Genomic DNA, 23,997 nt, shown 5'->3' with positions numbered 1-23,997 from the left:
GCGGCTCATTATTCAGCGCATAGCAGACCAGAATGGGCGATTGGTACGATTTTGTTAAAATGTCATTTAATCTGCTCCTTTTGATTTTTAAACATAAACTCCTGCATTTTGACCAGCATTTTTAGCACGGACTGCTTTCAGGAAAATTCCAGGTTAAGTGCCGCACTTGAACTGGCGGATCTTGGATGCTGGGAGATTAGCCTTTTGGATAAAAAGTTTTGGATGAGTGACCGGTTCAAATCTCATTTTGGATACGCTGGCAACAGCATTAGTGATTACCAAAATGTATTAAACCTGGTCCACGCAGATTACAGGCAATATGCCGACGAAACGATTAACAAGGCCTTTGCGGCCGGTCCGGGCGGAAGTTTTAATATAGAGATCAAAACCAAAGCGGGTCGTAACGGACGTGACTATTGGCTGAACTGGAAGGGTAAATTTTATGCTGCGCATGACGGGAAGCCCAGCCACTTTTCGGGCATCGTCCAGGATATTTCCAGTCTTGTCAACACCCGGCAGCAGAACGAAAAGAACGACGAGCTGCTGCTAACCTTAAAGGACCACAACAGTAACAGACTTCCTGAGCTTGAAAAGCTGAATTATGAATTGGCAGTGGTGAATGAAGAATTTACCGCAGCCAATGAAGAGCTTGCGAGCGCAAACCGCTTACTTACCAAATCCAACGAAAATCTGGCGCAATTTGCTTACGTGGCTTCTCATGACCTGCAAGAGCCATTGCGTAAAATTCAGGTTTTTGGTGAACGGCTCAAAGGCAGGATTCCCCAGGATCCTGAAAGTGCAGATTACATTCATAGGATGCAAGTCGCAGCGAATAGAATGTCGCTGCTAATTGGAGATTTGTTAAATCTCTCGCATGTTTCCTCAGCAGAACAGGAATTTAGCCGCATTGAGTTAAATAAAGTAATGTCCAATGTTTTGTCTGATCTGGAAGCAACGATTCAGCTTTCGGGTGCAGTTATTAATGTATCGTCTTTGCCCGCAATCAAAGGTGACGCCACGCAGCTTGCGCAGTTATTTCAAAATCTGCTGAGTAATGCTATTAAGTTCATGCGCTCCGGCGTTACACCGCAAATCCAGATCAGCTGGAACATTGTTAAGGCCGCCGCGATCAGCGATCATTTGGAAGGCAATGCAATGTCTGCAAATTATAACTGCATAGAAATTGCTGACAACGGCATTGGTTTCGACCAGGCCAACGAAAAGCGCATCTTCAAGATCTTTCACCGCCTTCATGGCAAAAGTGAATTCGATGGCACCGGAATCGGACTGGCGATTTGTGAAAAAGTGGTTGCTAATCACCATGGTGTTATCAGGGCGCAAAGCCAGATTGGCGCCGGTTCAACATTCCGCGTTTACCTCCCCATTTAAGCCGGATCACTTTTCGTCCGTCTCAATTGCATATTGCCCGTTTCGCTGATTTTACGGAATCAATCTCCTGTTTCAACGCCTAACATTACATCCTGAGCAGTAATGTTTTATCAGCAAGAAATCAATCAGGATGAGCATTGTTTACAAAAGGGGGCATATCGGTTCTTTGGACGGAATTCGGGGAATCGCGATTTTACTAGTGCTTTGTTTTTCATTGTTTTGAAAAAATAAACCTTTACCCGCTGAGCTTCATTACGCAGATCGGCTGGGTAGGAGTGGACCTGTTCTTCGTTCTGTCTGGCTTCTTGATCACAGGAAGATTCTGGTTGACACAAAAGGCAATGATAATTACCTGAAATCATTCTTTTTGAAACGGACATTGCGGATCTTTCCATTGTATTATTTAACGCTGCTGATCGTTTTCGCCGTCCTGACGATTCCGGGCATTATCAATTTCGATCCGGTTTGGGACCCGCGGCATTTAGAAACCAGCATTTATTATCTGACCTTCACACAGAACCTTCTATTTTCATTCAATCACTGGGGCGTTACCGATTTGCTTAACCATTTCTGGTCGCTGGCCATTGAAGAACAGTTTTACATGTTTTGGCCATTTGTCGTGTTTTATCTTAACACTTCGAAGCTGCTGATGGTCTGCTTACTGCTCATTGCCATTGGCTTAATCACGCGAAATAGCAATGCAGAGAGCGATTTCAGTTATGTATTCACCTTATCCAGGGTCGATGCGCTGGGCATTGGTTCAATGCTGGCCATTGTGATCCGAAAAAACAGTCAATTGCTCGAAAGAGTCGTTTTACCCGTATTTCTCACGACATTGATTGCCCTGTTTGTGATCCTGTTCAACTCCTCGGACCTGGGTTTTCGAAACCCGTATTTTATCCGGATAGGGTTCACTTTATTTGCCATTTTATTCGCCAGCGTGATTGCTTTTGTTTATGACACAAAGAGAATCGGGGCTTACACCAACCGTATTCTATCTTCGGGGAGCGCTGCGATTTTTCGGCACTTATTCCTACGGCATTTACATTTATCACTGGATTTTATATAAAGGTGTTTACAGCCCGTTGAGAAACCGATATATGTTTTCAAAAGCCTACATTATCCTGTTCATTATCATTGTCGTCATCATCAGCGTTATCAGCTTTCATACATTCGAGAAGTATTTTCTCAATCTCCGTGCAAGATTCATGGCTGATGCGCAGCCCAAGCAGCTCGACCTCGTCGAAGTCACCAGCAACACCACCGGAAATATTTGAAATAAGCCGCTATGCTTTATGGATCCAGCAATTGACTGCAAATCGCCAGTCCTTAAACGGAACATCCGGAGCGACGATCGGCAGCACTTCGTGGGGTGAAAAGGACGGAAATACAACCAGTGAATTGTTTTCGGGCAGGATTTCCTTCGGTTCGTCGGCCTCAGTGCCAAACGGCATCGGATGGATAATCAGACTTCCGCCACTGAATTTTTTAGGTTTGCTATGCAGATAATAAACTGCGCTGATCAATCTGGGCGTCTCGGTTTTTTCGTGGACCGCCGTATCAATATGTGTTCTGAAAAATGCCCCATCCCCGTGAGCCGCCAGTTGCAGTTCAATGCCCGATACTTTAAAGCTTGGTATTTTAAGTGTTTCGAGCATTTCAGGAAGCAAGGCCATCAGTTTGTCTTCGAGGACGACGCGGTAAGGCCCTAAATCTTTGAATGTCAGTGAAATTCTTACTTTCGTGACGAGGCTGCTTCCCTGGTCATAAACAGTCGAAGGCTTGAACGAACTTTGGTTTGCTACTGCATAATCTAGGATTTCAGCATTTAATGCTTCGTCTAAAAATTCGGAAAGCTGCATGAAAGGAAATAGTCTGGGCATAGCTTAAAAATCGATATTGAAAGTTTTAACCCAAGCTATTTCGCTAAATTTTTGCGCTTTTTGAACTAATAATGGTATTTATTTTTCATGCCAATAGTCATAGTGCTGTATAATGCTGCTTTGTTAAAAGTTAAATCCAACGCTGAATAAGCCTGATTTGTGATTTTTGACCAATAATGTTGTCTGATTTTGCAATTGTGAATGCTTTAAATTTACTTTGTCTATCATATTACTAGATTATTCCGCATTGAGCCACCCATTTGCCGGAATGCCATTTCAGTTTTGTCTCTTATTTACAAAGGATGATTTTAGAAAAAGCATTTTACCAGCATGCCCGAAAAGTGCTCGCGGCAGTGATTTTCGCTTCCACAATCTTTCATGCAATTTCCGGACAGGCGCAGGCCAGTAAGCCCAATGTGGTCATCATTATGGCCGACGACCTGGACAGCAAGCAGCTGAGTTGCTATGGCGGGCAGAATCTCAAAACCACCCACATTGACAAGCTTGCCGAGCAGGGACTCAAATTCGACAATATATATGCGTCCGAAGCCATGTGCGTGCCCACGCGTGCTTCCTTGTTCACCGGGCTTTATCCGGTCCGTCACGGTTCATTTCAAAATCATAAGCCCGTTTACGACAATCTGAAAAGCGTCGGGCATTATCTGGCTGATCTGGGTTACCGCGTTGGTTTGACTGGAAAAGATCATGTTACCAAGCCGAAAAGTGTCTTTCCTTTTGACATTATCGCAGGTTTTGAACCCAATTGCGTTGCCCCGACCGACGATTACCAGCTCGATGATGTGAAAAAATACATTACAGCCAGTAAACAGCCTTATTGCCTGTTCGTCATGAGCATTAACCCGCATATGCCCTGGACCGTGGGCGACACAACAGAATTTGACCAAAACAAACTGAAACTGCCGGCCGACCTAGTCGATACGCCGATCACGAGAAGGCAATATGTCAAATATCTGGCGGAAGTGAGGCGGCTGGATGATCAGGTGGGTGAAATCAGTAATCTGCTGCGCGAGACAGGTCAGGAAGACAATACAATAGTGATTTTCTTGGGGGAACAAGGCGCGCAGTTTCCTGGGGCAAAATGGAATTTGTGGGATTCGGGTCAAAAAAGCTCGATGATCGTGAAATGGCCCGGAAAGGTGAAACCGGCTACGGAAACCAGCGCTATTGTTCAATATGAGGACATTACGCCGACATTGATTGCAATCGCAGGCGGAAAATCCATTGCCGGACTGGATGGAAAAAGCTTTTTACCCGTGTTATCTGGTCAAAGCAAAACAGCCAGAAAATACGCTTTTGGCATTCACAACAACATTCCCGAAGGAGATCCTTATCCGATCCGCAGCATTCGTGATGACCGCTACAAACTGATCGTGAATCTATCTCCCGAAGTGCCTTATTACAACCGTTTCATGATGAACCGGGAGCGGCAGGACCGCAACACGATCTGGTTTTCATGGATTCAAAAATCAGAAACGGATCCGAATGCCAAAAAACTCACCGATCGCTTCACGAACAGGCCGCCCATCGAATTTTACGACACTCAAAAAGATCCTTTCGAGTTCAACAACCTGGCCAATGATCCCGCGCATAAGGCTACGATTGCCCGTTTCAGGAGCGAGCTGGATGCCTGGATGAAGCAGCAGGGCGACGAAGGCGCTGCTATTGACAAAATATATGCTAAAAAACCACAGGTGAAATAACCCGCAACCTGTCATCTCTAAACGTTTCCCAACAACATGAGCATCTTTACCAAGACCGCGATCGCCTTGTCGCTGCTGACCGCTTATCCTGTCGCTACGCAGGCACAAAAGAAAAAACAACAACCACCCAACATTGTCCTGATCGTCTCTGACGACCACAGTGCGCCGTTTTTGGGAAGTTATGGTTACCCGGAAATCAAGACACCCAACATTGACAAGCTCGCAAAAGAAGGCATTCTTTACAGACGTGCATACACAACCGCACCGCAATGCGTGCTCTCACGCGCAGCGATTATGACCGGCCGCAACACGCTAGATATTCAGATGACGCGGTTTTCTGCGCCGCTGGACAAGTCGGTGACTGCCTATCCAGAACTGCTTCGGAAAAGCGGATATTATACCGGGATTTTAGGCCGTAACTTTCACCTGGATGGCAACCGCCGAGTACCCGAAACTGTGGCCGTTTTGGAAAAATATGGCCTTGAAACATTCAAAAACCGCGTGGATTATCTCAAAGCCACCGGCAACCGTGATAGCATTTACCAGCAATACACCGAGTTTCTGGACCAGGCGCCCAAGGGAAAACCGTTTTTCGTACAGGTTGGTTACAGCGATCCGCACCGTATTTTTAATGCCAAATCCTTTGAACCCGATCCTGAAAAAATCTCCCTCCCAAAGCAATGGCCCGACACCAAAAAGCTGCGTGAAGATTTTGCATCTTATTTAGGTGAAATCCAGCGACTGGATGGCGATGTTGGACTGGTTTTGGCTGATCTCGAAAAGCGTGGATTAGCTGAAAACACATTGGTTATTTTCATTGGAGACAATGGCGGCGCATTGCTCCGTGGCAAGGGAACGCTTTATAATCTGGGCTTAAATGTGCCGCTGATCATGCGCCATCCGGGATTGATCAAGCCCGGACAGGTTAGCGAAGCATTGGTTTCCGGAATCGACATTGCGCCGACAATCCTTAATGCGGCCGGAGTGAACATTCCGAAAGACATTACGGGTAAAAGCTTAGTGCCTTCATTCCAGGATGCGGCATACAGCGGACACGAATACATTTACGCCGTTCGTGGCGCGCATGGCCAGAATTTGCCTTATAACTCAGCAGATTTTGACCTTGGCCGGACCGTTTTCAATAAAAAATACAAGCTGATTTACAATGCTATGTGGCAGATCCCATATCATCCGGTAGATTTTGCCGCACAACCATTCTGGCTCGATCTGCCAGCAACTCCACGCACAAGGCAAGCTCGATGAAAAATACGATAAGCTGCTTTTCGCCGCACGTCGGCCGATGTTTGAAGTTTACGACGAAGAAAAGGATCCGGATGAAACCAACAACCTCGCCGGAAAGCGGGAAGTGAAGGAAATCGAGCAGCAGCTCAAAACCCTTTTGCAGGAATGGATGATCCTTAACCGCGATTATCTTCCGCTCCCCATCGAACCCCAGGCCGTAGCTCCGTGATTTTTCCTTAATGATAAATGAGGCCTTTAATCAAAAGGAAAATGAAAATCTCAGCCCATTTCTTTGTCAATTCAAAAACTATTACTTTAATTTGTCTATCGGTTTAATAGAGTAATGTTCCAATCAGCTAACCACCGGCCGGAAACTTACTCGCTGCACACGTTTTACAACTGTGCATTACTATGACTTCACGATAAGGTGGTTGATTTTCATTTGTTATGCATTTCCAGATTTTGTGGCGCTTCCACGTCGCAAACAACTGCCTTCCTACCATTTGCAGAATCTAAAAATCCATAACAACCAGAATGAAAATGAAAAAATTACGACTGTTCGGAATGATGCTTTTTGCATTGGCTTTAACTGCCAGCGCTTTTGCCCAACAAGCCAAAAAGCGCGAGCTGCTGTCTTTCGATGCCTTTGAAGCCAAGCTGAAAGCGGCTGGAAAGGATGCGCAAATCCTCGACGCGCGTTTACCTGAAGAATATGTGCAGAATCATTTGGAAGGCGCTGTAAGTTTTAACATTGCCGATAAAGCTGATTTTGAAAAGCAAAGTGCAAAGCTTGACAAGAACAAGCCTGTCTTCATTTACTCAATCGGAAACGGTCGGAGCGGGGTGCTCGCTGCTGATCTTCGCACGGCGGGCTTCAAAGATGTCACTGAGATTCCAGGCGGTTTGAGCAAATGGATCGGGCTGGGTAAGCCGGTCATTTCTACAACCGGAAAAGGACTTTCACTTGACGATTATCAGGCTTCTCTGAAAAGCGACAAGCTGGTCTTGGTTGATTTCGGGTCGCGTTACTGCCCGGGTTGCAAGCGCCTGGATCCCACAATTGACTCCATTAAAACCGAGCAGGCGTCTAATGTTAAGGTGATTAAGATCGAGGCTTATGACAACAAAAGTCTGGTGAAAGAACTGGGCGTTGTAGGCTTGCCAACATTGATCCTTTACAGAAATAACGAGATTGTATGGGAGAAGAAAGGCGGCGCTTCGAAAGCTGAAATCGAAAAAGCATTGAAAGGGCAGACGCTCTAAAAGATTCTAATCTAGCTAATTAATATTATTTAACAGTGTTAGAAAGGGCTCATATAGTGCTGTGAGCCCTTATAACCTTGCATTCCGCTTCACAAAATGAAATTCTCTACATTCGTTACATTGGCTTTCCTCGGGTTATCCGAAGCATTTGCTCAAAAAAAACCGGCAACCGAGCAGCGCCCCAATATCATATTGATCATGGTGGACGACCTCGGTTATTCTGACATTGGCGCTTATGGTTCCGAGATCCGCACACCCAATCTGGACCAGCTCGCAGCGGAAGGAATTCGGCTCCGCGAGTTTTACAACAACTCCATTTGTGCACCCACGCGCGCATCGCTGATCACGGGTCAGTATCCGCATAAGGCGGGCGTCGGTTATTTCAATGTTAATCTCGGCTTGCCTGCTTATCAGGGTTATCTCAACAAGGAATCGCTCACGTTTGGAGAAGTGCTGCGCAATGCGGGTTACAGCACATTGATGAGTGGGAAATGGCACGTTGGCAATGATAGTCTGGCCTGGCCTAACCAGCGCGGATTTGATCGTTTTTATGGATTTATCAATGGCGCAAGCAATTATTTTGACATTGGTAAATACGGCCAGGCGCCACCGGTTGAGCTGGTCGAAAACAATAAACGCATTAACCTGCCTGCTGACAAATATCTGACAGACGAAATCACCGACCACGCCATTTCATTCTTGGATGAGCAGAGCAAAACGCCCAAGCCATTCTTTCTCTATCTCGCCTTCAACGCGCCGCACTGGCCTTTACAGGCACACGAAGCAGACATTGCCAAATACAAAGGCCGTTACAGCATTGGCTGGGACTCGCTGCGCCAGGAACGGATCATCAAGCAGAAATCCCTTGGCGTAACCGATCCAAAACAAGCCATTGCGAAAAGGGATAGCGATGTGACGCCCTGGGATGATGTTCCGTTTGATGAGAAACAACTTTGGGAAAAGAAAATGGAGATTTACGCCGCTATGGTCGACCGCGTGGATCAGAACATTGGCAAGTTGCGTGAGCACCTGAAAACATTGAAAAAAGATGAGAATACATTGATAATTTTCATTTCTGACAATGGCGCGCAAGGCGGATATGCAGGCTCGTCCCCGCGCAAGCCGCAGCGCAACTCGGGCCCGGCAGGAACGGCAGGATCGTATGTGTATCAGGATCAGCCGTGGGCGTATGTTTCCAACACACCGCATTCGAATTACAAAAACAATATGCATGAAGGCGGAATCAGTGCGCCGTTCATTGCTTGGTTTCCAAAACAGATCAAAGCGGGCGGCATAGTGAAAGGAACAGGCCATTTGATCGACCTCGCGCCGACATTCTATGACATTGCCAAAGCAACTTATCCTACTACAAGTCAAGGCGTTGCAACAAACCGTCTTCCAGGGAAAAGTCTTCTACCAGTGTTAACCGGCAAAGTTGAGCAGGTTGAGCGCGGAGAGCCGATTTTCTGGGAAAGAGCCGGAAACCGCGCGGTCAGGAAAGGCAATTGGAAGCTCGTTTCGACTTATCCGGGTTACAAATGGGAGCTTTATGATCTGGAAAAAGACCGTGGCGAAACAACTGATCTGGCAGCAAGTCGCACTGATCTGGTGAATGAGCTTTCCGCAGATTATTTCCGTTGGGCTGAAAAAACGGGCGTAGTAGATTACGAAAAGATTAAGCCCGCCGTACAAATCGGAACGCCTGTGGGAAGGCCAAACCGGCAGGCTGCAAATCTGAGATAAGCTGCTCAGCCGATTTGTCATTATGGAGGCCTTAGCCGTTATCAGATGCTTTCTGAACGGTTAAGGCCTCTATTTTTGTGACAGCGGAATATTTCAAACTTAAAGAAATATAATGCTATCTATCTCTATTCTCTAAATTGAGCGCCGCGCGACCTGGGGCGGCTAAGTTTTAGAAATGTGCGATTATAATTTGATTTTCACGATTAGGCTTCTACATTTGCACAAATTATAATTAGTCTAAATAGTGATATCAGGTTATAACTCCTTGATTTAAATAAAAGTAAGGCGCGCAACCGTGATCCTTTGTTAACCTCAAAATCCCAACTATGATATAGCAATTACTACAAAATAAAAGGCCGCACGGCGCCAACCGTACGGCCACAACATGCAAAGCATGTTCACTTTTAAAGTCGTCAAAAATTAAAAGTAATGCAAGTTATAAAAATCTTGATTACAGGCATATTATGTGCCTGTGCATGCGCATCTTTTGCGCAAACGGCCAGTCTGAAGGGAACCGTCCGGTCAGACAACGGCGAGCTGCTTCCCGGAGCGGCGATCACCATTTCGGGTGCTTCAAAAGGTGTTTTTGCAGATTCAAAAGCACATTATGCACTTGATAACCTTCCTGCGGGGCCCGTTACCCTCGTTATTTCATTCCTGGGTTTTGAGCCCGAAACCAAGCAAATTTCTCTGAAAGCAGGCGAAAATGCACAGGCCAACTTTCGCCTGAAAGCCATTACGCAGGAACTTGAATCGGTTTCCGTGATCGGTCGCTCGGAAGCAAGGGAAGTGAATCGCCAGGCTTACAATGTGACAGCCATTGATGCCAAAAAACTCCAAAATTCTACACTGGATCTTTCTCATGCGCTGGACCGCGTGTCGGGTGTGCGTGTCCGTGAGAGCGGAGGCGTGGGTTCCAATATGAATTTCTCGCTGAATGGCTTCACGGGTCGTCAGGTAAAGTTTTCCTGGATGGCGTTCCTATGGACAATTTCGGGTCTTCGTTCCAGCTTAATAACATTCCGATCAACCTTGCCGAAAGGGTGGAAGTCTACAAGGGCGTCGTGCCGATCTGGCTCGGTTCGGATGCATTGGGCGGCGCTGTGAACATTGTCACCGGCTCGCGGCAGAACAGTTATCTGGATGCTTTCGTATTCCTATGGTTCTTTCAACACGCATCGCACGGGCATTAATGCAGGTTTTACGGGTAAATCGGGATTCACATTCCAGCTTAATGCATTCCAGAATTACTCCGATAATAATTATTGGATCAATGTTGATGTGGCCGATGTGAACACCGGAGAATATTTCCGGGATCAGCGCCTCCGCCGTTTTCATGACAATTATCACAATGAAACATTGATCGCAAATGTTGGCGTTGTTGGCAAGAAATTCGCAGACAAGTTGTTGATTGGCATCACATTAGGCCAAAACCGTGCTGAAATCCAGACGGGTGCACGAATGGTTAGTGTGTTTGGACAGTGGCACCGCAAAGGCAACATTGTGATGCCAAGCTTGAAATATCAGAAAAAGGATTTGTTTGTTAAAGGTTTGAATGTCAGCCTTTCCGCTAATTATAATCTGGGCCAGGAACAGAATGTGGACACGGTTTACCGCCGTTACAACTGGTTTCAGCAATTCAAACAATATGAAGGCCTGGGAAGCGAACGCGAACGCTCACTTTACAAATTCCGCAACAACAACGGCCTCGTCACCGCAAATGTAACTTACCAGCTCGACGAGCGCCATTCCATTACAATCAACAACGTTTATAACACTTTTAACAGGAAAGGCCGCGACGAACTTTACCCTGATGCCGACCGCTACGAGCAGCCGCGCTTCAACACCAAAAATGTACTTGGCCTCGGTTACAAATTCGATTACAGCGAGCGCTGGAACACGTCGCTTTTTGTCAAACAATTCTCCCAGTTTAACAAGTATTCCGTCACTTTCAACCCCACCGGCAACTACGGCGATGTGGCTTATAAAGTGCAGAAAAACCGTTTTGACAAATTCGGCTACGGCATTGCTTCCACATATTTTTTGCTGAAAAATTTACAGTTAAAAGGCTCGTATGAGAAAAGCTATCGCCTCCCGGAAACGGATGAATTGTATGGCGACCTGCTGAACCTGGAAGGGAACATTAACCTCGATCCCGAAAGCAGCGACAACTACAATCTGGGTTTCAGCTATCAGACGCAATTCAGTAAGATCCACCGCATGAGCCTGGACGCCAATGTTTTGTATAGAAATGCACAAGGATTTATCAGGCCGAAATTGAATGCAAACCAGACCAAGCAGGTGATGGATAACCTCGCCGACGTCACCAATTTCGGGATGGATGGCGAAGTGCGTTACTCATTCAAACAGCTTTTCACGGCTGGCGTGAACCTTACTTATCAGGATCTGCGCAATAACACGCGTTTTGAGGACGGCTACACCACCGAGAGCCCGCTTTACCGCGACAGGATCCCTAATATGCCCTTCCTTTTCGGCAATGCAGATGCTTCCGTATTCTTCAAGGATTTAGGCGCCAAAGGCAACACGCTGACATTGGGCTACAACCTGCTTTTTGTGCATGCTTACTATTTATACTGGCCAAGTTTGGGCAGCGACAAGCTTGATATTCCGCGCCAGCTCAGCCATGATGTGAATGTGGTGTATGCCATGGCCAATGGGAAATACAATGTTTCCGTCGAATGCAAAAATCTGCTCGACGCACGCCTTTACGACAATTTCAGCTTACAGAAACCAAGCCGCGGCATTTACGCCAAGCTGCGCTATTACATCAGTAAATAAATTTTAGTCTACATATATTTTTACCAATCCAAAAATGAAAAGCTCAATCAAAAACCTTGCGCTGGGTCTAAGTCTCGGCATATTTTTAACTGCATGCAGCAGTGACAGTAATGTAACGCCAGGCCCGGGAGAAGGTGGTGAAACCGCGAAAACCAAATATGTGATTTCAGCCTTGCCAGTGGGTTCAACAGGAATTGCAGATTATTTGCTAACAGCTGAAAGTTTGACTTCCGGCACGGTTTCCACAGTTGGAAACGGCAAGGAGCAGGACGGGACTTACCGTTATTACGTAACGCACAAAAACCGCTTTTTCAGCTTACTTTACGGCCAGGGAAATCCGGGTGCTGTGACCACTTACAACCTGGACGCCACCGGCGGATTGAACAAAGTTTCTGATTTCCAAGCCGAAACCGTGCAGGTTTTCGCACCCGTTAATGATGATTTGCTAACTATTAAAGTGCCGCGTTCGGGAAATGAAAGCGCATCGTTTTACCGCATTGAGGCAACGCAATCGAAAATTGTTGGTGAAGCACAGGTGAACATTGTAAAGCTGGCTGGAAACGGCGAGCGGGCACATTTTACCTGGGCAACGCAGGTTGGCGACAAGGTTTACGCGCCTTATATGAGCATCAAAGGCGTTGCACCGGACGCATTCGGAACAAGCTATCCGGACAGCGCATGGATCGCAGTGCTTTCTTACCCTGGTTTGACAGTTGAAAAAGTCATTAAAGACAACCGCATCAGTTTCATCGGCCGTTATTTCAACAATGGTCTGGCTGTGGATGAAGAAGGCGACGTTTATGCTTATTCCGCTTCGGTTGGAACAAACAGCGGCAAAATCACTTCTACAAAACCTTCTGCGATCGTTCGTATCAAAGCAGGAACAACTGAATTTGACAAAAGTTATCTGTTCAATGTAGAGCAGGCAGCAGGCGGTTACAACATCAGCTCACAGCTTTATGTAGGAAAAGGAAATTTCATCCTGACCATGACAAGTCCAGCCGAAAAGGGTGCATATGCAGTTGGTAAGCGTTTTGCAGCCGTGAACGTGTATACGCAAACGTTCAAATGGATCGAAGGAATGCCTGACGCAGCTTCGATTGCGAATGTTACCACCACGAATTACTCACCAAAAGACGGAAAAGCAGGTTACATCGGCATTACCCAAACAGATGGCGCAAGCTATGTGTACGAACTGGACGCCGTGGCAGCAAAAGGAACGCGCGGTCTGAAAGTAGAAGGAGGCGTAATCACTGCGATCAACGTGCTTAACTACGAATAGGCCCATTCCAGACCCTTAACATTATCAACTTCAAACCAGGGCATATCATGTCTACTTTCAAAAAAATCAACAACTGGCTGCATCTCTGGCTCGGCCTGATTTCGGGGATCATTGTTTTTATCGTCTGCATTACCGGATGCGTCTGGGTTTTCAATGATGAGATCACCGGCATGTTGGAGCCGGAAACCAGGATTGAGCAGCAGGACAAAGCCGTGCTGATGCCCTCGCAGCTCATGAAAATAGCCAATGAAAAACACCCTGGTTTGAAGGTTTCGTATGCCACATATCAGCAGGGGAGGGCGATTTATCTGGGCATAGGCGAGCGCCGCGGACCCAATGTGACCTTGCGCGTTGACCCATATACGGGAAAAGTTATCAGTGAAAAGGTGCACAAGAAAGGGGAGGCGGACTTTTTTCGCTGGGTGCTGAACGGCCACCGCTTTCTGTGGCTCCCATTCGAAATCGGACGACCGGTCGTCAATTACGGAACGCTCGTTTTTGTTATCCTGCTCATTACCGGGCTTATCTGGTGGTATCCCAAAAAGTGGACGAAAAGCACACGTGAAAAAAGCTTTAACATTAAATGGAGTGCCAGCTGGAAACGGATTAACCTCGATCTGCACAATGTAATGGGATTTTATTCGCTGCTTTTCCTGCTCGCCATCGCACTCACGGGCATGGTTTACGGAATCGAATGGTATAGCGACGGCTTGTACTGGGTAACCTCCGGCGGCGAGCAGCTCGACAAGCGCGACCGGATTAAATCCGATTCCCTGAATGCGCACAAGTTCTTCACACCAGAGCAGGCGATTGACAAAGCGTGGCTGACGGTTGCCGAGAGATACCCGAGTTCCAAAGGTTTTTATTACACTTTCCCTGATACAGCCAAAGCCACGTCGCCCATTTTTGTGACGGTTTACCCAAGCACAGGACAGTTTTACAATTCATTAAGCCACTCATTTGATCAGCATACGGTCAAAGAGCTGAAAGCAAATGCCCTTTACGGAACGCCATTCGAGCAGGCCGGTTTTGGGGGGAAACTGCGGCGCATGAATTATGACATTCACGTAGGCAGCATTCTTGGATTTCCTGGAAAAGTGCTCGCGTTTCTGGCTTCGCTAATCGGTGCTTCACTTCCTGTAACGGGCTTTATCGTTTGGTGGAATAGGAAGGGTTTTGGGTCGAAAAAAGGTAAAAAGGCCAAATCCAAGGGGCTTAAAGTGGATGAAAGCGCAATTGCTTCAACCGCATATGCTGCAAAAAAAAACATTTAAGCCAAAAACTGTCAAGCTTTAACAACATTCATTCATTTCAAAAATTTAGCTCATGCTTAAAAAACTGATATTAATTGCTGTCATCGCCATTTGCGGTGCAACCAACGCATTTGCCCACGCGCTTTGGATCGAAACCAGCACAACGGGCAAAGCCGGACAAAAGCAGGCCGTAAAAATTGTTTATTCCGAGCCGGACGATAAGCCCGAAAAGCTGGCCGATTGGTATTCCGACGTCAAGGAGTTTGAGCTTTGGCTCACGACACCCGACAAACAAAAAGTGAAGCTTCCCGTAACAGCCGGTGAAGATCATTTTACGGCGGAATTCACGCCAGAGAAAGACGGCGTTTACACGCTTTCGATCAGCAAAGCAGCGAAAGATCTGGGTGGTTCAACCATTTATCAGTTCAATGCAGGCGCCATTGTTAAAGTTGGAAAGTCGCTGACAGGCAATGATGCTTCCCAGAATGCAAATGAGATCAGCGTTTTTGCCGACGCAGGGAAGTCATTCAAAACCAACAAGCCATTGCAAATGACCACATTGCTAAAAGGAAAGCCAACCGAAAAACTGCCCGTAAGTGTTTCATCCCCAAGTGGCTGGAACCGTAATGTAAGCTCCAATGCAAGCGGTGTCGCTGAATTTACGCCCATCTGGCCGGGAACTTACAAGCTTGAAGCTTCTACGACAGAAAAGACGGAAGGCGATCATTTTGGAAAGCCATACAAATCCATCTGGCGGTGCGCAACCTTGCTGGTTGGTGTTACCGACTAATCATTGAAACATTTTGAAATCCGGTCAATCCACTCAGGCTGCATAGTTACTCAGCTTTGATGGACTTGACTGGATTTGCCATTGCGGCCTTAATGCTTTGAAAACAAATCGTGACCAGCGCCAGCAATGTTGCAAGCATGCCGGCCATGGGAAGCGTCCACCATTGAAGCTCCACTTTGTAAGCAAAATCTTGCAGCCAGCGATCCATCAAAAACCAGGCAACGGGCGAAGCGATCAGAATGGCAATGATTACCAATTTTATAAAATCCCTCGTAAGCAGCGTCGTAATGTTTAGAATGGTCGCCCCCAGCACTTTGCGGATCCCGATTTCTTTGGTGCGCTGCTCCGTTGTGAATGAGGTTAATCCCAGCAATCCCAGGCAGCAGATCACAATCGCGATTGCTGCAAAAAAGTTGAAAAGGTGGCCGGTTAGTTGCTCGCTGCGGTAAAGTTCATTGTAATTCGCATCCAAAAAGGCATATTCAAATGGATATGCGGGTAAATGTTGCTTCCAAAGCTGCTGCGCCTTGGCCAGAGCAGTGGGCGCAAGCGCTTCCGTTGTATGTACATGCACCATGTAATTCTGCTTGGCGCGGCTGTAAATAACCAGCGGCATGATCGGCTCCCGGATCGTGGTAATGTTGAAATCTTTCACAACGCCAATGATCGTCGACTCGGTGCCTTCCAGTTTAAAACGCTTCCCGATCGGATCCTTGATTCCGGTCTCAGCAACGGCAGTCTCATTTAAGATAACGGAAGTTGAATCACTCGTTTCACCCGTAAAATTATGTCCGCTGATCAAGTTGATTTTGAAATTGGGAATGAAATTCTGATCCACACCCAGTTGCGCCATGATCAGCGTGCGGTCCTTTTCTTTTCCATCCCAATCCGTTGAAGCCGTTCCGGTCAGGACATTCACCGGCGTATCCGTCGACGTGCTCACACCTGTGACACTTGACTCACCGCTGAGCGCCTGTTTGATCTGTGGCGTAAAACTCCGTGCATTGAATGTGAATGTGTGCTTGCGGTCAAAGCCCGGATTGCGTTCGCGGATAAAGCGCATCTGGCTGCCAATCACAAAAGTCCCTACAATGAGTATGGTTGCCAGAACGAACTGCGCCACCACAAGTGATTTCCGTAACATTGCGCCACTGGCAGCGCCGGAACGCCCTTTTAACGCATTGATCGGATTGAATCGGGAAACCATAAAAGCCGGATAAATGCCTGCCATAATGAAGCAGAAGCCCAATGCACCCAAAAGGATCTGCCATGCTCGCGGATCTGCCAGTGAGAAATGTCCGGACTTACCCGTCAGGTTTGCGTAAAGCGGCAGGAATGCTTGCAAAAGCCCGATAGACAACATTAAAGAGAGCGTTAGCGTAAGCAGTGATTCAACCAGCAGCTGCATCGCCAGCTGCATGGAATCGGCGCCCACTACTTTCCGGACGCCGACTTCTTTGGATCGCCTCGTGGCTCGCGCTGTGGTCAGATTTACATAATTAATGCAGCCAATGCTGAGCATAAGCACCGCCACGGCTGCCATCATCCCAACTTGCTTGCTAGCCGACTCATTTCCTTCCACGGGATAAAGATGCATCTCTGTAAGCGGTTGTAAACGAAAGTCGGAGGGGTTTTTAGCGTCTTTCAGCAATTTCGCCTGAATCCCGGTCAGCTTTTTTCTACGACGGCCGGGCTCGCGTTTTCCGCCAGCTTCACATAAGTTTCGTAGCCGTAATCATCCCAATTCTCATCCAGCCGGCTGCGACCGCCTTTGTCCGGCTCCATTGTTTTCCAAAATGGCTGCATGCACATACATTTCATATTTCAGCGAAGAGTTGTCCGGCGCATCTTCCAGCACAGCACTTACAGTAAAATTGATGTTGCTTTCCACCTGGGTGAAGGATTTGCCAACGGCGTCGGCGGTCCCGAAAAACTTATGCGCCAGCTTATCTGTGAGCACCACAGCATTTGGGAAAGGAAACAGCGCATTCCTGTCGCCGTAAAGCACCCGGAAACCATCAAAAACTTTTATAAAACTGGCATCTGTATACGTAAGGTTGCCCTTCTCAGCGAACGTTTTATTATTTACCCGAAATGTTGCGGCCGGATAGTAACCCACCCGCACGGCGCTTTCGACTTCCGGGATTTCTCGCTGCGCGGCAACCGCAAGCGGCCCGGGCGTAGAAGTGTAAGTGCTTTCGTCTGCACCTTTGCCGAAATGTGCATTGACCAGGAAAACGCGTTTTGCATCGGCATGAAAGCGATCAAAACTCAGCTCGTCCTGCACCCACCAAAAAAGCAGGAGGCTGACAGCCAGCACCACCGCCAGGCCGCCAATGTTCAACGCAGAATACCAGCCGCCAGCGCGCAGGTTTCGAAAGGCGATTTTGAAATAATTTTGGATCATGCGGTAAGAAGGTCAGGTGTTTACAGACACTACTAATTTCCTTGTAGAAATGTTGCAACCGACGTGAAACACAAGGCAAAGCGGTCTTGTTTTACGGGTTTTTTTGTCTTAATTGCTGGCGAGTTCCTGCTCCGAAATTGCCAGGGGGCTTTTGGTTTTCTGCATATTAAGAATCGTTTTAAGTAAATGGAAAAAGCGCTTTATGCCGCCATTATAGGGACTTTATTTTTGTTTTTAAATATATCGGGCAGCTTTGGACAGGCTGCCAGCTTCAAGCATCTGACCACAAATGAAGGGCTTTCACAAAGTCATGTAGTTGCGATCCTCAATGACAGAAAAGGCTTTATGTGGTTTGGCACCGAGGATGGACTTAATAAATACGACGGTTATACTTTTACACATTACAAACATGATGGGCAAAATAACACCAGCATTGCCGACAGTTATGTAGGTGATCTGCTCGAAGATGCGGAGGGAAACCTTTGGGTGGCAACATCCAGCGGCCTCGACCGCTATGACCGGGAAAAAAACCATTTCGTGCATTATTCCGACAAGTGGCAGAGTTATGAGACCAATGACATTTTTCAGGATAGTAAAGGGCGGATCTGGCTTGGGACGAGTGAAGGGCTGTTTTTATTTAACCCAAAAGATGGCTCATTTAAATCCTATCAAGATCTGGGCGAGAGAAAGCAGATGCCTGTGCGCGAATTTATTTACCGCATTGCCGAGGATCGCGACGGTTCGCTTTGGCTGGGCACTGAACACGGTTTATACAATGTTAACCCGGCAACATTAAAGACAAAGGGTTATTTCAAAAACATTAAAAATCCCACGGCCTTGCGCTCAGACTGGATTAACGCGCTTTGTGTTGATTCAAAAGGAAATCTCTGGGCTGGCACAAAAGGCGGAGGAATCGCGCTTTTTAATCGGAAAGATGGCACTTTTCGCAACTTTATCCATAATCCCGCCAATCCAAATTCCATTTCCTACAACGACGTTCTTTCTATAACGGAAGTGAAGGACGGCCAGCTCTGGATTGGAACAGAGAATGGTGGAATCAGTATTTATGACGTTAAGGAAGGGAAATTTACAACCTGTCAGCACAACCCCTACGAGCCAAGCACGCTGGGAAATAACTCGGTGTATTGCATTTACAAGGATAAGGCTGAAAATGTCTGGATCGGCACTTATGCGGCCGGCGTAGATTTTTTGCCAAAGGTCGGCGCGAAATTTACAACTTACAGGCAGGTCGCAGATGACCTCAACAGCCTTAGTAACAGCACGATTTTATCCATTCGCGGTGACAGCAGCAAGAGTAACATCTGGATTGGAACAGACGGCGGCGGGCTGAATTTATTCAACCGGAAAACCAAGAAATTTACCCACTATCGGCATGATCCCAAAAATCCGAACTCGATCAGCAACGATTATCTGATCGCCGTCATTCAATACAGCAAACATGTGCTTTGCCTGGGTTTTCACAATGGTGGTTTTGACTTTTTTAATATCAGAACGGGCGCAATCCTGCATCATTTGCCCAGGACGGATAGGCCGACCAGTCTCTCCGCTGCTGATGTGAATAACTTGTTTAGGGACCGGGAAGGCAACATTTGGATCGGGACCTGGAAAGGCGGGCTGGACTGTTACAATCCTTTCAAGGATGAGTATATCAACTATTTGCCGAATCCGAATGATCCCAGAAGCCTGAGTTCCTCGATCGCCACAACCGTATTTCAGGATAGCGACGGGCAAATATGGGTCGGCACATACAATGGCCTCGATAAGCTGGGTTCGGACCGCAAGCATTTCATACATTACCGCCACGATCCGAACAACAAAGCAAGCCTTTCGCATAGCAAAGTGCAGTCCATTTTACAAGGTGATGACGGCAATCTCTGGATTGGCACAGTTGGCGGTGGCCTCAACTATTTTGACCGTAAAACAGAAACATTCCGCGCTTACACCGAGAAGGAAGGACTCCCCAGCAATGTAGTTTTTGCAATGCTGAAAGACCAGCATAAAAACTTGTGGCTTAGCACAAATAAGGGCATTTCTAAATTTAATACGGTAACCAAAACCTTCCGCAACTTTGGGGTTAAAGACGGCCTGCAAGGGAGCGAGTTCCGCGACAATTCGGCTTTTCAGACGGCAGACGGAGAAATGTACTTTGGCGGTGTCAGCGGGCTCAATGTGTTTTATCCCGACAGCCTGCTTTACAACACGTTCACGCCGCCCGTTTATGTAACCGGCTTTCAGATTTTCAATAAGCACGTCACCATCGGCGAAAACTCGCCTTTGCAGAAGCACATCAGTGAAACCAATGAAATAAGGCTTTCGTACGGGCAATCGGTTTTTACATTTGAATTTGCGGCGCTTAACTACACCGTTCCTGAAAAAAATCAATACGCTTACATTCTGGAAGGCTTCGATTCGGATTGGAATTATGTGGGCACAAAACGGACGGCGACTTACACGAATTTGGATCCCGGAACTTATACATTTCGTGTAAAAGCATCGAACAATGACGGTTACTGGAACAACAAAGGCACATTTATCCGGATCATCATTGAGCCGCCATTCTGGCGCGCATGGTGGTTTCAAATGCTGTGTATCGCCATCATTGTTGCGCTGATCATCATTATTTACCGCATCAGGACGAACACAATCCGCAACCAGAAAAGAGACCTCGAAAAGCAGATTAAGGAGCGAACCCAGCAATTGGAACACGCCATCGAAGAAGAAAAACACGCAAAGCAACGCGCTGAGCTTGCTAACCGGGCCAAAAGCTCATTCCTGGCCGTAATGAGTCACGAAATCCGGACGCCCATGAATGGTGTGATCGGCATGGCATCGCTGCTGGCTGAGACGCCGCTGAATGATGACCAGCTCAATTATACGAAATCCATTCAGGCTTGCGGAGAAGATTTGCTAACCGTTATCAATGACATTCTTGATTTTTCCAAGATCGAATCGGGCAATATGGAGCTGGAAGAGAGCGAGTTCCATCTCCGCGCTTGCATTGAAGAGGTGATGGATATTTTTACTTTGAAAGCAAGCGAACAGCAAATCGACCTTTTATATAAAATAGAAAGCAGCGTCCCGACGCATTTGATCGGTGACAGTTTCCGGCTGCGCCAGATCATTATCAATCTGGTCGGCAATGCCATCAAGTTTACTAAGGATGGAGAAGTCTATTTAAGCGTTGTGATTGATAAAGTGCTTAATGACAGCAATCTGGAATTAAAATTCAAAGTAAAAGACACGGGCATTGGCATCACTGCGGATAAAATGGACCGTCTGTTCAAAGCATTTTCACAAGTCGATTCCTCCACAACAAGACAATATGGCGGCACGGGCCTGGGACTTGTAATCTGTGAAAAGCTTGTCAGATTAATGGGTGGAGAAATCCATGTGAGCAGTAAGGCGGGGGAGGGCAGCACGTTCAGTTTCACAGTTTTGATGAAAGTCGATAAGTCGAAACCAGCCTCGGTTCAGCCATTCTTGGAACTGACTAATGAGCCGCACAAAGTTTTAATTGTAGACGATAACCAGCACAGCCTCGAAATTCTGGCAGGCCAGCTTGCGGAATGGAAAGTAACCGCATTAACCGCCGCCAACGGCAACAAAGCGCTTGCATTAATGGCTGATCATCAGGATATTGACCTTGTTTTGACAGACATGGATATGCCGGGAATGAATGGGGTGGATCTCGCCAAAAGCATTAAGCGAGATCACAAAGACGTGCCGGTTATCCTGCTCAATTCACGAGCGCATGATAGTCAGCCATTTGAAGTCGATCTGTTCAGCACCATTCTTTTGAAGCCTGTGCGCCAGGGATTGCTTTACAAAAGCGTTTCCCGCGAACTGAGCAGACAAAAAGACCATTCGGAGCAGATCCTGCCGCCAGCCGAGCCTGCTAAAAAGAAGCTCAGCAAGGATTTCGCGATCAAATATCCGCTTTCCATTCTTGTCGCAGAAGATAACAAGGTCAATCAGATTGTGATCACAGATATGCTTTCTAAGCTGGGTTACAGCATTGATATGGTCACGGACGGTTCGCAGGCCTGGAAAAAATCTCAGCAACAAAGCTTTGACGTGATTTTGATGGATATCCAAATGCCTTATATGGACGGATTGGAAGCCACCCGGCTCATCAAACAGGAATCGGGCGAGCTGCCTTACATTATTGCTATGACTGCCAACGCCATGCAGGAAGATCGCGACCGGTGCATTGCTGCCGGCATGGACGATTATATCAGCAAGCCGCTTAATCCGGAACAGCTGATGAATTTGCTCGAAAAATGGTCGACACAGTTAAAGAATGTCTAGAAAATCCTGACACGCTGACTTTACCTTGTAAGCAACGCTGTTGTCCGAGTCAACCGTGTCATTCTGAGTCTTATAAACAGACTTGATCGTTTCGACAAACGGCGATTTCTCCTTGATATAAAGCAGATAATTTATGGCCATCAGCGCCAGCTCAGCATTGTCAGATTCACAATGCTTTTTCAAATTTTCAGCAGCAGCTGCCTCATTGAAAACGTCGAAAAGAATTGCAGCATTGGTAACAGCAACTGGCGCATATGCGTCCTGCATGCCAGCGAGCAACTCGCGTTTATAAGGTTTTAAAACCTCCGCATTTTGAGAACGAAGCCCTAGCGCAGCCCAGTAACGAACAATTTTATTTTTGTTTTTCAAAAGTCTAATCTGTTCTGCGGCGACGGACTTCGATCTTTTTCCCGATAGCAAGGCAGCATTCAAAATCGCCTTCACATCGAAATCTGCATCATTCTGTTTAAACTGATAAGGTGCCGTGGTTTTAGAAATGGCCGCAATTTCGTATTCAGGCAAAAGCATAACATCACGCGCGGAGAGCATTTCTTTGCTTAGTAAGTTGCTCAATTTATCTGTAACCGTCTTATATGCAGGGTCCTGAATCAGGTTTTTCGTTTCCCAGGGATCATTTTTCGTGTCGAATAAAAATTCTGGTTCTCGTGGTTTGAAAAGACCTTTTTGCAAATCATTCAATTTGTTTTCCGCCAGGTCTTTACGCATTTGCTGCTTCATTTCAGCTATTTCCATATAATGGATGTAGCGCAGTTCAGGCATGTAAGGCATAAAGTTTCGGCTGTAAATAAAGCGGCCATCCGTCACAGTTCGCACCATGTCAATGCCATTATCCGACCGGTCCGAGGACAGCACAAGATGATCCGCTGGGCGGTGGCGCTGCGGGCCAATGAGGATCCGGCCTTTCATATAATCCGGGACCTTGCCAGCGGCGAGGCTGATCAGGGTAGGGGCAAGGTCATTGAAATCAATCAGCTCCTCGGTAACCACGCCACTTTTGCCCCACGGAGACAAATGTGCGTACATCGGCGGAAACCAGATCACAAACGGCACGCGATAACCGAGGTCAATGCCATTTGTTTTGCCGCGCGGAATGCCTTCGCCGTGATCCGCAAAGAAGAAAATGATCGTGCTGTCCCGCAATTTATCCGCTTCCAGCCGCTGCAATAATTTCCCTATTTTGTTGTCGGTCAGCTTGATAGCATTGTAAACACGGGCGAATTGTTTCCGCATTTCCGGACTGTCTTTATAAATTGGCGGCATCTCAAAGTCGTCTTCCGCAATGCGATCTGCGGGGGGCAATTCGTCGAGCACTTCTTTGGTGTACTTTTCGTATGGATCCGTCATTGTGCGCGACTGGTGGGAGTCGTTGTAGTTGAAAACCGCAAAGAATGGCTGGCCCGGTTTGCGGTTCCACCAGCCCGCTTTTCCACTGCTTTCATGCCACGCATCCGCTATAAAAGCCTTGTTCCCGGAGACATTATAATCGGTTTTACTATTGTTGGAAGTGTGGTAACCCGCTTTTTTTAAGTAATGCGGGAATCCATGTATAAATGATGGCAAAGCGTAATTGCTGCGGTGATTGCCCGTGCCGGTTTCATAAGTTTTTACGCCCGTAATGAGGCAGGTGCGGCTGGGTGAGCACACGGAACCCGTTGAAAAGGCATTGGTAAATCTGATGCCCTCCTTCGCAAGCTGGTCAATAACAGGCGTTTTTGCATGCTTATTTCCGTAGCAGCCGATGAATTTGGGAGAAGTGTCTTCTATGGTGATCCAAAGTACATTTGGTTTTTGTTGGGCTTGTGAACCGGCGATAAAAGCCGTCAACCCTATCATCAGCAGGCAAATTTTCTTCATAAGTGTCAGATATATCGATTA

17 protein-coding genes and 1 pseudogene are annotated in these 23,997 nt (G+C 47.0%); 14 read left to right on the top strand and 4 right to left on the bottom strand.

Annotated features, from left to right (window positions below; translation table 11 throughout):
* Positions 1 to 108: 108 nt before the first annotated feature.
* The 3 genes from AC0IYG_RS25005 (at position 109) to AC0IYG_RS24995 (ending at position 2,666) form a co-directional block, all read left to right on the top strand.
* Entirely contained in the window at positions 109 to 1,389 is a 1,281-nt protein-coding gene (locus AC0IYG_RS25005; protein WP_471713798.1) for a PAS domain-containing sensor histidine kinase, read from the top strand.
* A 367-nt stretch (positions 1,390 to 1,756) separates the two neighbouring features.
* Positions 1,757 to 2,458 (top strand): acyltransferase family protein, encoded by a 702-nt coding sequence (locus AC0IYG_RS25000; protein ID WP_471713797.1) that lies wholly within the window; start codon positions 1,757 to 1,759, stop codon positions 2,456 to 2,458.
* A 31-nt stretch (positions 2,459 to 2,489) separates the two neighbouring features.
* Positions 2,490 to 2,666: a hypothetical protein gene (locus AC0IYG_RS24995; protein ID WP_471713796.1), complete on the top strand. Its 177-nt coding sequence runs from the start codon at positions 2,490 to 2,492 to the stop codon at positions 2,664 to 2,666.
* Between the two features lie 9 nt (positions 2,667 to 2,675).
* On the opposite strand, the gene AC0IYG_RS24990 is transcribed toward AC0IYG_RS24995, so the two are convergent.
* Positions 2,676 to 3,272, bottom strand: a complete 597-nt coding sequence (locus tag AC0IYG_RS24990) for a 2OG-Fe(II) oxygenase (RefSeq protein ID WP_471713794.1) — start codon at positions 3,270 to 3,272, stop codon at positions 2,676 to 2,678.
* Between the two features lie 302 nt (positions 3,273 to 3,574).
* On the opposite strand from AC0IYG_RS24990, the gene AC0IYG_RS24985 reads away from it, so the two are divergent.
* The 10 genes and pseudogenes from AC0IYG_RS24985 (at position 3,575) to AC0IYG_RS24940 (ending at position 15,365) form a co-directional block, all read left to right on the top strand.
* Positions 3,575 to 4,993, top strand: a complete 1,419-nt coding sequence (locus tag AC0IYG_RS24985; RefSeq protein WP_471713793.1) for a sulfatase family protein — start codon at positions 3,575 to 3,577, stop codon at positions 4,991 to 4,993.
* 36 nt (positions 4,994 to 5,029) lie between these two features.
* A complete protein-coding gene (locus AC0IYG_RS24980) occupies positions 5,030 to 6,256 on the top strand; it encodes a sulfatase family protein (protein ID WP_471713792.1) in 1,227 nt (408 codons plus the stop codon).
* On the top strand, positions 6,195 to 6,464 hold the full coding sequence (locus AC0IYG_RS24975) for a sulfatase/phosphatase domain-containing protein (protein ID WP_471713791.1): 270 nt from the start codon (positions 6,195 to 6,197) through the stop codon (positions 6,462 to 6,464). Before AC0IYG_RS24980 ends, AC0IYG_RS24975 begins: the two co-directional genes overlap by 62 nt.
* Before the next feature lie 311 nt (positions 6,465 to 6,775).
* Positions 6,776 to 7,498, top strand: a complete 723-nt coding sequence (locus tag AC0IYG_RS24970; RefSeq protein ID WP_471713790.1) for a thioredoxin domain-containing protein — start codon at positions 6,776 to 6,778, stop codon at positions 7,496 to 7,498.
* A gap of 96 nt (positions 7,499 to 7,594) precedes the next feature.
* Positions 7,595 to 9,241: an arylsulfatase gene (locus tag AC0IYG_RS24965; protein ID WP_471713789.1), complete on the top strand. Its 1,647-nt coding sequence runs from the start codon at positions 7,595 to 7,597 to the stop codon at positions 9,239 to 9,241.
* A 429-nt stretch (positions 9,242 to 9,670) separates the two neighbouring features.
* Positions 9,671 to 10,434: pseudogene (locus AC0IYG_RS24960) on the top strand (TonB-dependent receptor plug domain-containing protein).
* Entirely contained in the window at positions 10,385 to 12,040 is a 1,656-nt protein-coding gene (locus AC0IYG_RS24955) for a TonB-dependent receptor domain-containing protein (RefSeq protein WP_471713788.1), read from the top strand. The pseudogene AC0IYG_RS24960 and the gene AC0IYG_RS24955 overlap by 50 nt, the downstream one beginning before the upstream one ends.
* Positions 12,041 to 12,074: 34 nt before the next feature.
* A complete protein-coding gene (locus AC0IYG_RS24950; RefSeq protein WP_471713787.1) occupies positions 12,075 to 13,322 on the top strand; it encodes a DUF4374 domain-containing protein in 1,248 nt (415 codons plus the stop codon).
* A 47-nt stretch (positions 13,323 to 13,369) separates the two neighbouring features.
* Positions 13,370 to 14,596 carry a PepSY-associated TM helix domain-containing protein gene (locus AC0IYG_RS24945; RefSeq protein WP_471713786.1) on the top strand — a complete coding sequence of 409 codons (1,227 nt, stop codon included), beginning with the start codon at positions 13,370 to 13,372 and terminating at the stop codon, positions 14,594 to 14,596.
* Positions 14,597 to 14,648: 52 nt separating this feature from the next.
* On the top strand, positions 14,649 to 15,365 hold the full coding sequence (locus tag AC0IYG_RS24940) for a DUF4198 domain-containing protein (RefSeq protein ID WP_471713785.1): 717 nt from the start codon (positions 14,649 to 14,651) through the stop codon (positions 15,363 to 15,365).
* A 46-nt stretch (positions 15,366 to 15,411) separates the two neighbouring features.
* Here AC0IYG_RS24940 and AC0IYG_RS24935 read toward each other — a convergent pair whose 3' ends face one another.
* Positions 15,412 to 16,962 (bottom strand): FtsX-like permease family protein, encoded by a 1,551-nt coding sequence (locus AC0IYG_RS24935; RefSeq protein WP_471713784.1) that lies wholly within the window; start codon positions 16,960 to 16,962, stop codon positions 15,412 to 15,414.
* 150 nt (positions 16,963 to 17,112) lie between these two features.
* Positions 17,113 to 17,772, bottom strand: coding sequence for an ABC transporter permease (locus AC0IYG_RS24930; RefSeq protein ID WP_471713783.1), 660 nt, complete (start codon positions 17,770 to 17,772; stop codon positions 17,113 to 17,115).
* A gap of 186 nt (positions 17,773 to 17,958) precedes the next feature.
* Between AC0IYG_RS24930 and AC0IYG_RS24925 the strand changes: the two genes are divergently transcribed.
* Positions 17,959 to 22,101 carry a hybrid sensor histidine kinase/response regulator gene (locus AC0IYG_RS24925; RefSeq protein ID WP_471713782.1) on the top strand — a complete coding sequence of 1,381 codons (4,143 nt, stop codon included), beginning with the start codon at positions 17,959 to 17,961 and terminating at the stop codon, positions 22,099 to 22,101.
* On the opposite strand, the gene AC0IYG_RS24920 is transcribed toward AC0IYG_RS24925, so the two are convergent.
* Positions 22,087 to 23,976, bottom strand: a complete 1,890-nt coding sequence (locus tag AC0IYG_RS24920) for a sulfatase family protein (protein WP_471713781.1) — start codon at positions 23,974 to 23,976, stop codon at positions 22,087 to 22,089. The two genes, AC0IYG_RS24925 and AC0IYG_RS24920, sit on opposite strands and share 15 nt — an antisense overlap.
* Positions 23,977 to 23,997: the final 21 nt, after the last annotated feature.

Source organism: Dyadobacter sp. AC419 (assembly GCF_979253085.1).
Note: the sequence above shows the minus strand (reverse complement) of the source record. Positions and strands in the feature narration are given on the sequence as shown.